The organism is Streptomyces sp. ISL-11 (genome assembly GCF_018614525.1).
GTDB lineage: Bacteria > Actinomycetota > Actinomycetes > Streptomycetales > Streptomycetaceae > Streptomyces.
Genome location: NZ_JAGGOL010000098.1, coordinates 1 through 14,709, shown reverse-complemented (window position 1 = coordinate 14,709; position 14,709 = coordinate 1). Strand labels below are relative to the sequence as shown.

At 71.1% G+C, this 14,709-nt stretch carries 11 protein-coding genes; all 11 read right to left on the bottom strand.

Features of this window, described 5'->3' with window-relative positions:
- Window positions 1-315: 315 nt before the first annotated feature.
- The 11 genes from pgi to uvrC all read right to left on the bottom strand — a co-directional run bounded on the left by pgi (window position 316) and on the right by uvrC (window position 14,590).
- Window positions 316-1,968: a glucose-6-phosphate isomerase gene (gene pgi / locus J7E86_RS20440; RefSeq protein ID WP_215083192.1), complete on the bottom strand. Its 1,653-nt coding sequence runs from the start codon at window positions 1,966-1,968 to the stop codon at window positions 316-318.
- Window positions 1,969-2,109: 141 nt separating this feature from the next.
- The gene (locus J7E86_RS20435; protein WP_079110552.1) at window positions 2,110-2,445 is read right to left on the bottom strand and encodes an RNA polymerase-binding protein RbpA; all 336 of its coding nucleotides are present in this window, start codon (window positions 2,443-2,445) and stop codon (window positions 2,110-2,112) included.
- 182 nt (window positions 2,446-2,627) lie between these two features.
- Window positions 2,628-2,858, bottom strand: a complete 231-nt coding sequence (gene secG / locus J7E86_RS20430; RefSeq protein ID WP_215083165.1) for a preprotein translocase subunit SecG — start codon at window positions 2,856-2,858, stop codon at window positions 2,628-2,630.
- Between the two features lie 118 nt (window positions 2,859-2,976).
- Complete coding sequence (gene tpiA / locus J7E86_RS20425) at window positions 2,977-3,753, bottom strand: triose-phosphate isomerase (protein WP_215083164.1); 777 nt, start codon at window positions 3,751-3,753, stop codon at window positions 2,977-2,979.
- 6 nt (window positions 3,754-3,759) lie between these two features.
- Entirely contained in the window at window positions 3,760-4,971 is a 1,212-nt protein-coding gene (pgk, locus tag J7E86_RS20420) for a phosphoglycerate kinase (protein WP_215083163.1), read from the bottom strand.
- Between the two features lie 118 nt (window positions 4,972-5,089).
- On the bottom strand, window positions 5,090-6,094 hold the full coding sequence (gene gap, locus J7E86_RS20415; protein WP_215083162.1) for a type I glyceraldehyde-3-phosphate dehydrogenase: 1,005 nt from the start codon (window positions 6,092-6,094) through the stop codon (window positions 5,090-5,092).
- Window positions 6,095-6,279: 185 nt separating this feature from the next.
- On the bottom strand, window positions 6,280-9,249 hold the full coding sequence (locus J7E86_RS20410) for a M14 family metallopeptidase (protein WP_215083161.1): 2,970 nt from the start codon (window positions 9,247-9,249) through the stop codon (window positions 6,280-6,282).
- Between the two features lie 164 nt (window positions 9,250-9,413).
- Window positions 9,414-10,421, bottom strand: a complete 1,008-nt coding sequence (gene whiA, locus J7E86_RS20405; RefSeq protein WP_215083160.1) for a DNA-binding protein WhiA — start codon at window positions 10,419-10,421, stop codon at window positions 9,414-9,416.
- On the bottom strand, window positions 10,412-11,464 hold the full coding sequence (gene yvcK, locus J7E86_RS20400; protein ID WP_215083159.1) for a uridine diphosphate-N-acetylglucosamine-binding protein YvcK: 1,053 nt from the start codon (window positions 11,462-11,464) through the stop codon (window positions 10,412-10,414). The genes whiA and yvcK overlap by 10 nt, the downstream gene beginning before the upstream one ends.
- On the bottom strand, window positions 11,461-12,393 hold the full coding sequence (gene rapZ / locus J7E86_RS20395) for an RNase adapter RapZ (RefSeq protein WP_215083158.1): 933 nt from the start codon (window positions 12,391-12,393) through the stop codon (window positions 11,461-11,463). Before rapZ ends, yvcK begins: the two co-directional genes overlap by 4 nt.
- A 130-nt stretch (window positions 12,394-12,523) precedes the next feature.
- Complete coding sequence (gene uvrC / locus J7E86_RS20390; protein ID WP_215083157.1) at window positions 12,524-14,590, bottom strand: excinuclease ABC subunit UvrC; 2,067 nt, start codon at window positions 14,588-14,590, stop codon at window positions 12,524-12,526.
- Window positions 14,591-14,709: the final 119 nt, after the last annotated feature.

Genomic DNA, 14,709 nt, shown 5'->3' with positions numbered 1-14,709 from the left:
AACGACGCGACCCGGCGGTGCCCAGCCCGCCCAAGGCGGACACGGCACCGCCGAACAACACCATCATGGCCAACATCCGCCGCGGCGGAATGAAGGGCGCAACGTGGCCCTTCACCCACCACAGCACCCAGAGCGGCCGAGGCCGAAGGAAAGCCGCTCCTCTCACCCCACGCGAGGGTGAAAGGGGCCGCGCCCCCGCCTGGATCGAAAGGTGCCCGCACCCTCATCCCGCCGCCACGGCGCGCAACCCGCAACGACGCGACCCGGCGGTGCCCAGCCCGCCCAAGGCGGACACGGCACCGCCAACGGAAAACGTCAGCGCCCGCGAAGCTCGCGGTACCGCGCCACCAGCGCCGCCGTGGACGCGTCCAGACCCTCGACCTCGGCACCCTCGACCAGAGCGGGCTCGACCCGCTTCGCGAGGACCTTGCCCAGTTCCACGCCCCACTGGTCGAAGGAGTCGATGTTCCAGATCGCCCCCTGTACGAACACCTTGTGTTCGTACAGGGCGATCAACTGCCCCAGAACCGACGGAGTCAACTCGCTCGCGAGGATCGTCGTCGTCGGGTGGTTCCCCCGGAACGTCTTGTGCGGGACGAGCTCCGGCGGGACGCCCTCCGCCGCGACCTCTTCCGCCGTCTTGCCGAAGGCGAGCGCCTGGCCCTGCGCGAAGAGGTTCGCCATCAGCAGGTCGTGCTGGCCCACCAGCCCCGACGGCAGGTCGTCGACCGGCCGGGCGAAACCGATCAGGTCCGCGGGGATCACCTTCGTCCCCTGGTGGATCAACTGGTAATAGGCGTGCTGGCCGTTCGTCCCGGGCGTGCCCCACACGACCGGGCCCGTCTGCCAGTTGACGGGCCGTCCGTCGCGGCCTGTGGACTTGCCGTTGGACTCCATGTCGAGCTGCTGGAGGTAGGCCGCGAACTTCGACAGGTAATGGCTGTAGGGCAGCACCGCGTGTGACTGCGCGTCGTGGAAATTGCCGTACCAGACGCCCAGCAGACCGAGCAGCAGCGGGACGTTCTCCTCCGGCGGCGCGCAGCGGAAGTGCTCGTCGACCAGGTGGAAGCCGGCCAGCATCTCGCGGAAGTGGTCCGGGCCGACGGCCAGCATCAGGGAGAGCCCGATGGCCGAGTCGAACGAATAGCGGCCGCCGACCCAGTCCCAGAACTCGAACATGTTCGTGGGGTCGATGCCGAAGTCGGAGACCTTCTCCTCGTTCGTCGACAGCGCCACAAAGTGCTTGGCGACCGCGTCCTCGCCCGCGCGCAGGCCGGTCAGCAGCCAGTTGCGGGCGGAGGTGGCGTTGGTGATGGTCTCGATGGTGGTGAAGGTCTTCGACGCGACGATGAAGAGCGTCTCGGCGGGGTCGAGGTCGCGCACGGCCTCGTGCAGGTCCGCGCCGTCGACGTTCGACACGAAGCGGAACGTCATGTCGCGGGAGGTGTACGCGCGCAGCGCCTCGTACGCCATCGCCGGTCCGAGGTCGGATCCGCCGATACCGATGTTGACGACGTTCTTGATGGGCTTGCCGGTGTGGCCCTTCCAGTCACCGCCGCGCACCCGGTCGGTGAAGATCTGCATCTTGCGCAGGACGGCGTGGACGGCCGGTACGACGTTCTCGCCGTCGGTCCTGATCACGGCCGACTCGGGGGCCCGCAGCGCCGTGTGCAGCACGGCACGGCCCTCGGTCGTGTTGATCTTCTCGCCGCGGAACATCGCGTCGCGCAGCTCCGCGACCCCGGTGGCCGCCGCCAGCTCGCGCAGCAGGCGCAGCGTCTCGTCGGTGACGAGGTGCTTGGAGTAGTCGAGGTGCAGGTCGCCGACGGTGAGCGCGTAGCGCTCGGCGCGCCGCGGGTCGTCCGCGAACAGCTGCCGCAGCCGCACCTCCCCCAGCTCTTCCCGGTGCTTGGCCAGCGCGTTCCACTCAGGCATCTGGTCGAGCCTGCTGCGGCCCTCTGCGTTCATCTCGGACATCAGCCCACTTCTTCTCGTAGCTGCCCCGCCACCGTCCAACCTAATTGATCAGGGCACGTAATGAGATGTCGAACGGCCCGGCCGCGCGCCTGGACAGGTGCGCGGCCGGGCCGCTCGAAGGTGTGGTGCCGCTCAGATCTCTCCGCGGAGCTTGGCCAGCGCCTCGGCGAGGATGGCCTCGCCGTCCGCGTCGCTGCGCCGCTCGCGCACATAGGCGAGGTGGGTCTTGTACGGCTCGGTGCGCGGCGGGTCGGGCGGACTGTCCCGGTCCTGGCCGGCCGGGAAGCCGCAGCGCGGGCAGTCCCAGGTGTCCGGCACCTGTGCGTCACTGGCGAAGCTCGGCTGCGTCTCGTGCCCGTTGGAGCACCAGAAGGAGATGCGGAGGCGCGGCGCGGACTCGCCCCGCTCGGCCTCCCCCATCGGCCCCGCTCCGACCCGACTTCCTCGGATCGCGTTGCCACTTGCCACGGTCGTAACTCCCTGCGTAATGGTGCTGCACTGTGCCGAATAGCGGCTGCGCCGCGGGGTCGGTGAACGGCTCCGCTGCGGGCGCTCCAGTCTACGTAAGGCCCAACGCGCGTCCAGTGGCAGGAGTTACAGCCCGGCCGCGGGACGCGACCTCAATGATAGGCCGCGTCCACGACGGTACGTCAGCTATCGAGCTTCATCAGCAGGCCGAGCGTGACAATGCACGCGAACCACAGCAGACCGACGACCACGGTGATGCGGTCGAGGTTGCGCTCGGCGACCGAGGAGCCGCCGACGGAGGACTGCATGCCGCCACCGAACATGTCGGAGAGGCCGCCGCCCTTCCCCTTGTGCATGAGCACCAGCATCATCATCAGCAGGCTGAAGACGATGAGGGCGATCGAGAACCCCATGACCACGGCTTGACCAACTCTCTCGGATCTCTGAACGGAGTGGGGCCGGGGCGGTGCGAGTGCACCGGTCCCGGCCCCGACAGGGTACGACGGGGAGTGCCCGTCGTCATAGCGCTGCCTACTGGTCCCGGAAGCGGACGATCTTGACGAAGTCGTCCGCGTCCAGAGCGGCGCCGCCGATCAGGGCGCCGTCGACGTCCGGCTGCGCCATGATCGCGGCGATGTTGCCGGACTTCACGGAGCCGCCGTACTGGATGCGGACCTTGTCGGCCAGCTCCTGGCTGTAGAGCTCGGCCAGGCGGCCGCGGATCGCACCGCAGACCTCCTGGGCGTCCTCGGGGGTGGCGACCTCGCCGGTGCCGATGGCCCAGACGGGCTCGTAGGCGATCACGATGGTCTCGGCCTGCTCGGCCGGGATGTCCTTCAGAGCGCCGTCGACCTGGGCCAGCGTGTGCTGGACCTGGTTGCCGGCCTTGCGGACGTCCAGGCCCTCGCCGACGCACAGGATCGGGGTGAGCCCGTGCCGGTAGGCGGCCTTGACCTTGGCGTTGCAGAGCTCGTCCGACTCGCCGTGGTACTGGCGGCGCTCGGAGTGCCCGACCGCCACGTAGGTGCACTTGAGCTTGGACAGCATGGCGCCGGAGATCTCGCCGGTGTAGGCGCCGGAGTCGTACGCCGAGAGGTCCTGGGCGCCGTACTTGATCTTCAGCTTGTCGCCGTCGACCAGCGTCTGCACCGAGCGCAGGTCGGTGAAGGGCGGCAGGACGGCGACCTCGGTGGCGTCGTAGTCCTTGTCGGCGAGGGCGAAGGCGAGCTTCTGGACGTGCGCGATGGCCTCGAGGTGGTTGAGGTTCATCTTCCAGTTGCCCGCCATCAGCGGGGTGCGGTCACTCACGGTGGTTCAGTCCTCCAGTGCGGCGAGGCCGGGGAGCGTCTTGCCCTCGAGGTATTCGAGGCTGGCGCCGCCGCCGGTCGAAATGTGGCCGAAAGCATTCTCGTCGAAGCCCAGGGTGCGCACGGCCGCGGCCGAGTCGCCACCGCCGACGACGGTGAAGGCGGAGCTGTCGAGGAGACCCTGCGCGACGGCCTTGGTGCCGTCGGCGTAGTCAGGGTGCTCGAAGACACCCATGGGGCCGTTCCAGAAGACCGTGCCCGCGTCGGCGAGCTTCGCGGCGTAGAGCTCGCGGGTCTTCGGGCCGATGTCCAGGCCCTCCTGGTCGGCCGGGATGGCGTCCGAGGCGACCGTGTCGGGGTGGGCCGGGGCCTTGGTCTTCAGGTCCGGGAATTCGGCCGAGACCAGGACGTCGACGGGGAGGACGAACTCCACGCCGCGCTTCTCGGCCCGGGCCAGGTACTCCAGGCAGACCGGGACCTGGTCCTCCTGCAGCAGGGAGATGCCGACCTCGTGGCCCTTGGCCTTGAGGAAGGTGTACGACATGCCGCCGCCGATGAGGATCCGGTCGGCCTTCTCCAGCAGGTTGTCGATGACACCCAGCTTGTCGGAGACCTTGGCGCCGCCGAGGACGACGACGTAGGGGCGGGCGACGTCCTCGGTGAGCTTCTTCAGGACGCCGACCTCGGTGGCGATCAGACCGCCGGCGGCGTGCGGCAGGCGCGCCGGGAGGTCGAAGACCGAGGCGTGCTTGCGGTGCACGGCGCCGAAGCCGTCACCCACGTAGAGGTCGGCCAGCGAGGCCAGCTCGTCGGCGAACGCGCCGCGCTCGGCGTCGTCCTTGCTCGTCTCGCCCGCGTTGAAACGGAGGTTCTCCAGCAGCGTGACCTCGCCGTTCGCCAGTGCGGCGACGGTGGCCTTCGCGCTGTCGCCGACCGTGTCGGTGGCGAACGAGACGTTCTTGCCCAGCAGTTCGCCGAGCCGCGTCGCGGCCGGGGCGAGGGAGTACTGGGGGTCCGGGGCGCCCTTGGGACGGCCCAGGTGGGAGGCGACGATCACCTTGGCGCCCGCGGCGGCGAGCTTGGCGATCGTCGGGACGACGGCGCGGATGCGGCCGTCGTCGGTGATGGTGGTGCCGTCGAGGGGCACGTTGAGGTCGGCGCGGACGAAGACCCGCTTGCCCTCGACGCCGTCCTGGAGGAGTTCGTCGATCGTCTTCATGCAATGACTCCGGTGACGTAGCGGCTGGTCATGGGACGGGGCCCGTACGACGCCCCATCGCGTCGCACGAGCCCCGTCCCCTACATCTCAGTGCCTGTGACCGTACAGCAGCCGCAGATCAGAGCTGGCCGCCGACGAAGACGGTCAGGTCGACCAGACGGTTGGAGTAGCCCCACTCGTTGTCGTACCAGCCGACGACCTTGACCTGGGTGCCCTGAACCATGGTCAGGGAGGAGTCGAAGGTGCAGGAGGCCGGCCAGTTCACGATGTCGGAAGAGACGATCGCGTCCTCGGTGTAGTCCAGGATGCCCTTGAGCTGACCCTCGGCGGCCTTCTGGAAGGCGGCGTTGATCTCTTCCTTGGTGGTCTCGCGGTCGAGCTCCAGGACGAGGTCGGTGACCGAGCCGGTCGGGACCGGGACGCGCATGGCGATGCCGTCCAGCTTGCCCTTGAGCTGCGGGAGGACCAGGGCGGTGGCCTTGGCGGCCCCCGTCGAGGTGGGGATGATGTTCTCCGCGGCGGCGCGGGCGCGGCGCAGGTCGGAGTGCGGGAAGTCCAGGATCCGCTGGTCGTTGGTGTACGCGTGGACCGTGGTCATCATGCCCTTGACGATGCCGAAGCTCTCGTCGAGGACCTTCGCCATCGGCGCCACACAGTTGGTGGTGCAGGAGGCGTTGGAGATGACGTGGTGGTTGGCCGCGTCGTACTTGTCCTGGTTGACGCCCATGACGATCGTGATGTCCTCGTCCTTGGCGGGCGCGGAGATCAGGACCTTCTTGGCGCCGGCCGCGATGTGCTTCGCGGCGTCGGCCTTCTTGGTGAAGATGCCGGTGGACTCGATGACGATGTCGGCGCCGAGCTCGCCCCAGGGCAGGTTGGCGGGGTCGCGCTCGGCCATCGTCTTGAAGGTCATGTCGCCGACGGTGATCGAGTCGTCGGTGTGGCTGACCTCGTGCTTCAGACGACCCAGGATGGTGTCGTACTTCAGCAGGTGGACCAGGGTGGCGTTGTCGGTCAGGTCGTTGACACCGACGATCTGGATGTCCGCACCCTGCTCCAGCAGCGCGCGGAAGTAGTTACGACCGATACGGCCAAAGCCGTTGATGCCTACGCGGATCGTCACGAACCGATCTCCTCGTTGGTTTGCCGGTCTGGACGCCGGCGGCTGTATGGGAAGTCCCCGACCACCAACGACCCTACCTCTAAGCAGGGGGGTGTGTGACATTTAGGGGTCTTGCACAAGTGGGCGGGCTCAGGCACAATTGCGCGGCCTCGGGGCCGGGCCCCGGGGCCGCGCGGTGGCGGGTGTCAGCCGCCGATGGCGCGCAGGGCCGCGCCGAGGAGCGTGGCGCGTTCCCGGGCGTCCGGGACCTGCTCCAGGCCGAAGCCCAGCAGCACGGTGTCGCGGGTGGTGACGGCCGCGGAGAAGCGCAGGAGCTCTTGTGAGCGCGCCCAGTCTCCGGTGTTGCCGGGGCTGCCGGCCGGTGCGCCGGGCGTCGCCCAGTCGCCCAGCGAGGTCTCGAACCCCTCGGTGGGCCGGGCGGTGCCGCCGACGGTCAGGGCGGCGTTGTCGGCGAAGACCCCACGGCCCCCGTCACCGCCGTCGGTGATGTAGGAGAGCGCTACCTCGGCCTTCTTGCCGGCGTAGGCGCTCAGGTCGAAGGAGACCTGCCGCCATCCGGTGGTCGGGCCGGTGAAGCTGTGCCAGGCGCCCGTGGTGCCCTTGGGCTCGCACGTGTCGTCACCGACGGTGAGGTAGTGGCCGAGGAACGGGTGGAGGTGGACGGCGGCGGAGCAGTCGGTGGGCGTGGTCCGCCCGGTTCCGCCATTCGTGTCGGGCAGGGTGGTCCAGTCGTCCCGGCCCGCCGTGCGCGCCTCCAGGACGGCGTGGTCGTAGCCCCGCTCGGTGTCGTGGCTGAGACGGAATCCCAGGCTCGGCTTGTCCGCGGCGGCGACCCCGGTCAGGTCGACGGTCCGCGTCAGCCGCATCCAGGCGTTGTCCTGGTGCCGGGCGGCAGCCATCCAGGCGCCCTCGTACGGCTGGAAGGGGGACCGTACGCCCACGTAGTCGCCGGCGGCCTCGCTGCGGAACCGCGGGAAGGCCGCGGGCGGCAGTTCGTCGGAGATGGAGCTGTAGGCGCCGGCGGTCATGGGCGGCGCGCCAGCGGGGGCGGCCAGGGTGGCGGAGGTGCCGGAGAGCTTGCCGGCGCCGGTGAAGCGCGAGGGCGCCGAGTGCGCGATGCGTCCGCCCGAACCCAGGTAGTACTGGCTGAAGTCGTTGGTGTCGGCCTCGCCGACCCGTGCGTCACCGCCCGCCTGGGGTCCGGCCGCGATGAGCTTGCCGCCCTCGTTGACGAAGTCGCGCGTGGCCAGCAGGGTGGCGCCGCCGGGCGTGTTGGCGCCGGAGTACCACACGACGGTCGTGAAGTGGCCGAGCACGCCGAGCGCGTCCGGGGCGCCCTGGCGGGCGACGTCCCACACGGCGGCCTCGCGGCCGACCGCGGCGAGGGCCTTGGTGTACGCGGCGGTGTGGGCCGAGGGGGTGGTGCCGCCCTCGTCGGCGAGGACCAGGGTGTCGGTGCGCGGCCGTTCGGCGACCTTGTAGGTGAAGGGCTCGCTGGCCGTCGCCCTGCCCTCGCGGGTACGGGCGGTGAACCAGACCCGCACGGTGGAGCCGGGGTCGGCGCCCTCGACGTCGGCGCGGTACTGGTCGAAGTGGAGGTTGTCCTCGCCGCCGTAGCGGTCGCCGCCCTCCCACGCCTCCAGCGGCGCGGTGTGCGTACGGCCGCCGTCGACGCGGTAGTTGAGGCGCTTGTCGCGCAGGCTCTTGCGGGCGGTCACGGCGACCGGCTGTTCCTCGCCACGCGCGTAGGAGGTCGCGAAGGGGTGGGGCGTGAGGTCCGGGGCGGTCAGCACGGCCGAGGGCGCGGGGCGGTCGGGGTGGGCGGCGGTCTCGGCGACGGAGAGGGCGAAGGGGATGTTCTTCGCGAACTCCTGCTGGATCAGCTTCTCGTCGTCCGGGAAGGTGAAGCCGGAGCGGCAGTCACCCGGCTTCCAGGGGTCGTCGGGGTCCACCTTGGACGCCGTCTGGCAGGTCGACATCTCCGGGGTGAACATCATCGTCCCGTTGACGTTGGACGCGTGGCCGTCGGCCTCCCCGTTGGTGGTGTAGAGCTCGGAGGAGAGCTGGGGGTGGTAGCCGGGGATCGCGGACTTCTGCGGGGTGCCGGCCAGGGCACGGTAGAGGACGTCGTCCGGGGTGGGCGTGGCGACCTGCCAGCCGACGCCGTAGAGCAGGAGTTCGGCCGCCGAGTGGTAGTTGACGGCGTAGCGGAAGTGGACGCGCTTCTGGAAGGCGTCGAGGGCCTTCGTCTCCGGCTCGGAGGCGGGCGCGGGGCCGCGGTAGGTCTCGGAGGCCGGGCGGGGGGAGGAACCCTCGTTGTCGTAGCCCCATTTATAGGAGAAGTTGCGGTTGAGGTCGACGCCGTCGCCGGGGGCGATCTTGCCGTCTCCGTCGTTGTCGCGCAGGTTCTTGCGCCACAGCCGGGTGGCGGGGCTCTGGAAGGTGTAGTCGTAGCCGTCCGGGTTGGCGGAGAGCAGGAACCACAGCTCGGACCGGTCCACCAGCTGGGTGATCCGCTTGTCCTTGCCGTAGCCGTCGAGGTAGTGGTGCATCAGCCGCCGGGTCATCTCCGGCGTGATCCACTCCCGGGCGTGCTGGTTGGACATGTAGAGCACGGCGGGCTTGTCGCCGTCGCGGGTCCGCCCGGCGTCCTTGGTCACCTTCAGGGCGAGGATGTCCTGGCCGCGCACGGTCTTGCCGATGCTGACGACCTTGGTCAGACCCGGGTGCGCCGCGGCGGTGTCGGTGATCTCCCGTTTGAGTCCGCGCTCGCCGCTGTACGGGCGGAAGACGCCGTCGCCCGCGGCCTGGAGCCGCTCCTGGACCGTGCGGGACAGGCGCTTCTCGGCGAGGTCCACGCCCTGCCGGCGCAGCGCGCCGGCCTGCTCGCCGGTGAGGGTCAGCTCGACCGGGCCGGTGCGGCCGGCGGTGATCCGCTCGCCCAGCTCGTGCCCGTCGACGCCCGCCTTGAGCAGGAGCGGGACCTGGGCGGCGGTGACCTGGGCGGTCCATACGGACAGCTCCTTGGCGTCCGCGGTGGGGCCGGGGGTGCCGGCGGTGGGCTGTGCCTGGGCGAAGGGTGCCGCGGCCAGCCCTCCGATGACCAGCGAAGCCACCGCCATCGGTCCCGCGAACGATCTCGTTCTGCGTCTCATGAGCCCCCCTTGCTGTTGTCCGTCACGTCAGTGCACGTCCGCCAGGCTGGCGATACTGCATGATCATGTCAATACCGCCGCAAGGGGGACGGAAACCGCCGGAGCGGACGCACGGCCGCCCCCGGCGCGCGGGGCACCGGGGGCGGTCACGTCGTCCGGGCAGGTCAGCCGACCAGGCCCTCGGCCATCTCCTCGGACAGATCCGACAGGTCGGAGAGGTTGGACTCGGTGCCCGGGATGCCGAGGTCCTGGGCACGCTTGTCGGCCATGGCCAGCAGCCGACGGATCCGCCCGGCGACCGCGTCCTTGGTGAGCGGCGGGTCGGCGAGGGCGCCCAGCTCCTCCAGGGAAGCCTGCTTGTGCTCCATGCGCAGCCGGCCGGCAGCGGCGAGGTGCTCGGGCACCTCCTCGCCGAGGATCTCCAGCGCCCGCTGGACCCGGGCACCCGCGGCGACCGCGGCGCGCGCCGAGCGGCGCAGGTTGGCGTCGTCGAAGTTGGCCAGGCGGTTGGCGGTGGCCCGCACCTCGCGGCGCATCCGGCGCTCCTCCCAGGCGAGCACCGATTCGTGCGCGCCCAGCCGCGTCAACAGCGCGCCGATGGCGTCACCGTCGCGGACGACGACACGGTCGACGCCGCGCACCTCGCGGGCCTTGGCCGCGATCTGGAGCCGGCGGGCCGCGCCGACCAGGGCGAGGGCTGCCTCCGGGCCGGGGCAGGTGACCTCCAGGGAGGAGGAGCGGCCCGGCTCGGTGAGGGAGCCGTGGGCCAGGAACGCGCCCCGCCACGCCGCCTCGGCGTCGCAGGTGGCCCCGGAGACGACCTGTGGCGGCAGGCCACGGATCGGCCGGCCGCGGCCGTCGACCAGGCCGGTCTGGCGTGCGAGCTGGTCACCGCCCGCCACCACCCGCACCACGTACCGGCTGCCGCGCCGCAGCCCGCCGGGGGCCATCACCACCAGGTCGGAGGCGTGTCCGAAGATCTCCAGGATGTCCTTGCGCAGCCGCCGGGCGGCGATCCCGGTGTCCAGCTCCGCCTCGATCACGATCCGCCCGCTGACCAGATGCAGACCGCCCGCGAACCGCAGGATCGCCGAGACCTCCGCTTTCCGGCAGCAGGTCCGGGTGACGGGGAGCCGGGAGATTTCATCCTTCACCGCTGCCGTCATCGCCATGGGCCGATCCTTCCATGCATCCGAAAAATACGGTCGTACGCGGCGGCCAACAGCTCCGGGTCGTGTGTCGGGGAGCCGTCGGGAGCGGCGACCGGCGCCAGCTCGACCGCGGCCCCCAGCCGCTTGGCGGCGTCGGTGAGGCTCTCGCGGTCGGGCACGGCGGCCTCGTCGGCCAGCACCACGTCCAGGGCGAGTTTAGGGGCGTGTCGGGCCAAAACCTCCAAATGACGCTGCGGGGAGAAGCCATCTGTTTCACCGGGCTGCGGCGCGAGGTTCAGCGAGAGCACCCGCCGGGCCTTGGTCTGCTGGAGCGCGGCGAGGAGCTCGGGCACCAGCAGGTGGGGGATGACGGAGGAGAACCAGGAGCCGGGACCGAGCACCACCCAGTCCGCGTCCAGCACCGCCTCGACGGCCTCCGGCACGGCCGGCGGGTCCTCCGGCACCACGTGCACGGACTGCACCTCGCCGGGGGTGAGCGCCACCGTGGCCTGGCCTCGGACCGTGCTGATCGCCTCCGGCTCGGCCGGGTCGTGGCCCCGTACGAGTGCCTGGAGCTCCAGCGGCACCGCCGACATGGGCAGCACCCGGCCGTGCGCGCCGAGCAGCTTGCCGACCAGGTCCAGGGCCTGGACGTGGTCGCCGAGCTGCTCCCACAGGGCGACGATCAGGAGATTGCCGACGGCGTGGCCGTGCAGGTCGCCCTCGCTGGCGAAGCGGTGCTTGATCACCCGGGCCCAGGTCTGGCCCCAGTCGTCGTCGCCGCACAGCGCGGCGAGGGCCTTGCGCAGGTCCCCGGGGGGCAGCACGCCCAGCTCGTCGCGGAGGCGACCGCTGGAGCCGCCGTCGTCGGCGACGGTGACGACGGCCGTCAGGTCACCGGTGATCCGGCGCAGCGCCGTGAGCGACGCCGACAGGCCGTGGCCGCCGCCGAGGGCGACGACCTTGGGCTGCGCGCCACGGCCCGCACGCCCGTTCCCCCGGCTGCTGCCGCGGCTGGGGACGAGACGGCGGACCCGGCGCAGCCGGAACGAACGGCTGGTCACTCGCGCCCCATGTCCCGGTGGACGACGACGGTCTCGACACCCTCCGAGACCAGACGGTGGGCGAGCTTCTCGGACATCGCGACGGAGCGGTGCTTGCCGCCGGTGCAGCCGACCGCGATGGTCACGTAGCGCTTGCCCTCGCGGCGGTAGCCCGCGGCGATGAGCTGGAGCAGCTCGGTGTAGCGGTCGAGGAACTCCTTGGCGCCGGGCTGGTTGAAGACGTAGCCCGAGACCTCCTCGTTGAGGCCGGTGAAGGGGCGCAGCTCCGGGACCCAGTGCGGGTTGGGCAGGAAGCGGCAGTCCACCACCAGGTCGGCGTCGACGGGCAGACCGTACTTGTAACCGAAGGACATGACGGTGGCGCGCAGCTCCGGCTCCTCCTCGCCGGCGAACTGGGCGTCCATCTTGGCGCGCAGCTCGTGGACGTTGAGGCTGGAGGTGTCGATCACCAGGTCGGCGTCGCCCCTCAGCTCGCGCAGCAGGTCGCGCTCGGCGGCGATGCCGTCGACGATGCGCCCGGAGCCCTGGAGGGGGTGCGGGCGGCGCACCGACTCGAAGCGGCGCACCAGGGCGTCGTCGGACGCCTCCAGGAAGATCACGCGCCGCTTGACCTTCTTGGCGGCCAGGTCCGCGAGGGACTCCCTGAGGTTGTCGAAGAAGCGCCGGCCGCGGACGTCCACGACCACGGCGATACGGGCCACATTGCCCTGCGAGCGGGCGCCGAGGTCCACCATGGTGGGGATCAGGGCGGGCGGCAGGTTGTCCACGACGAACCAGCCGAGGTCCTCCAGACACTTGGCGGCGGTGCTGCGGCCCGCCCCCGACATGCCGGAGATGATCACCAGTTCGGGGATGCCCGCCGTCTCACCGGCCGCGTCCGCCGTCGTGCCCGTACTCACCTGTGCTCCGTCTCGATCGGTCCCGGTCATGCTGCTGCCCCCGTTCTGCCGACGGCGCCGCGATTGCGGCCCCGTCCTCCATACTGCGGTCTGCCGGTGTCCATGACCCGCACGCCCGTCCCCCGGCGCGGGCGGCCGCGGACGCTGCCGTCCGTGTCCATCATTCCTCCGCATCGTCCATGATCTCGCCCGTCGCGGTGTTGACGGCGGGGGCGGGCGGGGCCGCGGCGGCGAGGGCCGCGGCGATCGTCTCCGCCGTCTTGCGGCCGATGCCGGGCGTTTCGCAGATCTGCTCGACCGTGGCGGCCCGCAGCCGCTTCACCGATCCGAAGTGCTTGAGCAGCGCCTTCTTGCGCGTGTCGCCGAGGCCGGCGACGGCGTCGAGCGGCCCGGACCGCAGCACCTTGGAGCGCTTGCTGCGCTGGTAGGCGATGGCGAAGCGGTGCGCCTCGTCACGGACCCGCTGGAGGAGGTAGAGGCCCTCGCTGGTGCGCGGCAGGACGACGGGATCGTCGTCGTCGGGCAGCCAGACCTCCTCCAGGCGCTTGGCGAGGCCGCAGACGGCCACATCGGTGATGCCGAGCTCGTCCAGGGCCCGGCGGGCGGCCGCCACCTGGGGCTGCCCGCCGTCGACCACGACGAGCTGCGGCGGGTAGGCGAAGCGCTTGGGCCGTCCGTCGTCGGTCCGGGGGCCGGCCGTCCCTTCGGTCTCCCCGGGTTCCACGACCGTTCCCACGACCGCTTCCCCGGCCGCCTCGGACTCCGCGACGGCGTTCTCCTCGGACCACTCCCCCGCCTTCTGCTGCTCCCGGAGGTAGCGGCGGAAGCGGCGGGCGACGACCTCGTGCATCGAGCGGACGTCGTCCTGCCCTTCGCCGTGCCAGACCTGCGTGTCTCCGACCCGACCCTTGATCTGGAAGCGGCGGTACTCGCTCTTGCGGGCCAGGCCGTCCTCGAAGACGACCATCGAGGCCACCACGTCCTGCCCCTGGAGGTGGGAGATGTCGAAGCACTCGATGCGCAGCGGCGCGGAGTCCAGGCCGAGCGCCTCGGCGATCTCCTCCAGGGCGCGGGAGCGGGTGGTCAGGTCCGAGGCGCGCCTGGTCTTGTGCAGGACGAGGGCCTGCTGGGCGTTGCGCTGGACCGTGGCCATCAGGTCCTTCTTGTCGCCGCGCTGGGGGATGCGCAGGTCGACCCGGGCGCCGCGGCGCTCGCCGAGCCACTGGGCGACGGGCTCGACGGGGTCGGGCAGGGCGGGGACGAGGACCTCCTTGGGCACCGCGTCGCCCCTCTCCTCGCCGTAGAGCTGCTGGAGGGCGTGCTCGACGAGGCCGGCGGTGTCGACGGCCTCGACCTTGTCGGTCACCCAGCCGCGCTGGCCGCGCACGCGCCCGCCGCGCACGTGGAAGATCTGGACCGCGGCCTCCAACTCGTCCTCGGCGACGGCGATCAGGTCGGCGTCGGTGGCGTCGGCGAGGACGACGGCGTTCTTCTCCATGGCGCGCCGGAGCGCCTCCATGTCGTCGCGCAGCCGGGCCGCCTTCTCGTACTCCATCTCCTCGGCGGCCTCGTGCATGCGCTCCTCCAGGCGGCGCAGGTACGTGCCGGTGCGGCCGGCCATGAAGTCGCAGAAGTCCTCGGCCAGTTCGCGGTGCTCCTCGGGGGAGACCCGGCCGACGCAGGGTGCGGAGCACTTGCCGATGTAGCCGAGGAGGCAGGGCCTGCCGATCTGGGCGGAGCGCTTGAACACCCCGGCCGAGCAGGTCCGTACGGGGAAGACGCGCAGCATCAGGTCGACGGTCTCGCGGATCGCCCAGGCGTGGGCGTACGGGCCGAAGTAGCGAACGCCCTTCTTCTTGGGGCCGCGCATGACCTGGACGCGGGGGAACTCCTCGCCCAAGGTGACGGCGAGGGAGGGGTAGCTCTTGTCGTCGCGGTACTTGACGTTGAACCGCGGGTCGTACTCCTTGATCCAGGTGTATTCGAGCTGGAGCGCCTCGACCTCGGTGGAGACCACGGTCCACTCGACGGAGGCGGCCGTGGTGACCATGGTGCGGGTGCGGGTGTGCAGGCCGGCGAGGTCCTGGAAGTACGAGGAGAGCCGCTGGCGCAGGCTCTTCGCCTTCCCGACGTAGATCACGCGGCCGTGCTCGTCGCGGAATTTGTAGACCCCCGGCGAGTCGGGGATCTGTCCCGGCTTGGGTCGGTAGCTGCTGGGGTCGGCCATGTCACACACCCTACTTGCGGGCAGTGACAACTCCGCCTCGGAGCCGGGCGGGCCGGGGCCCCTGGGCCCCGGCCCGCCGGCCGGCCCCGGCGCGGGTGCGCCGGGGCCGGGGTGGGGGC

What these genes read in the sequence shown, in the direction of transcription:
- whiA (WP_215083160.1), bottom strand. Translation starts at nt 10,421, where the DNA reads ATGGCGATGACGGCAGCGGTGAAGGATGAAATCTCCCGGCTCCCCGTC.
- pgi (WP_215083192.1), bottom strand. Translation starts at nt 1,968, where the DNA reads ATGAACGCAGAGGGCCGCAGCAGGCTCGACCAGATGCCTGAGTGGAAC.
- uvrC (WP_215083157.1), bottom strand. Translation starts at nt 14,590, where the DNA reads ATGGCCGACCCCAGCAGCTACCGACCCAAGCCGGGACAGATCCCCGAC.
- J7E86_RS20410 (WP_215083161.1), bottom strand. Translation starts at nt 9,249, where the DNA reads ATGAGACGCAGAACGAGATCGTTCGCGGGACCGATGGCGGTGGCTTCG.
- pgk (WP_215083163.1), bottom strand. Translation starts at nt 4,971, where the DNA reads ATGAAGACGATCGACGAACTCCTCCAGGACGGCGTCGAGGGCAAGCGG.
- secG (WP_215083165.1), bottom strand. Translation starts at nt 2,858, where the DNA reads ATGGGGTTCTCGATCGCCCTCATCGTCTTCAGCCTGCTGATGATGATG.
- rapZ (WP_215083158.1), bottom strand. Translation starts at nt 12,393, where the DNA reads ATGACCGGGACCGATCGAGACGGAGCACAGGTGAGTACGGGCACGACG.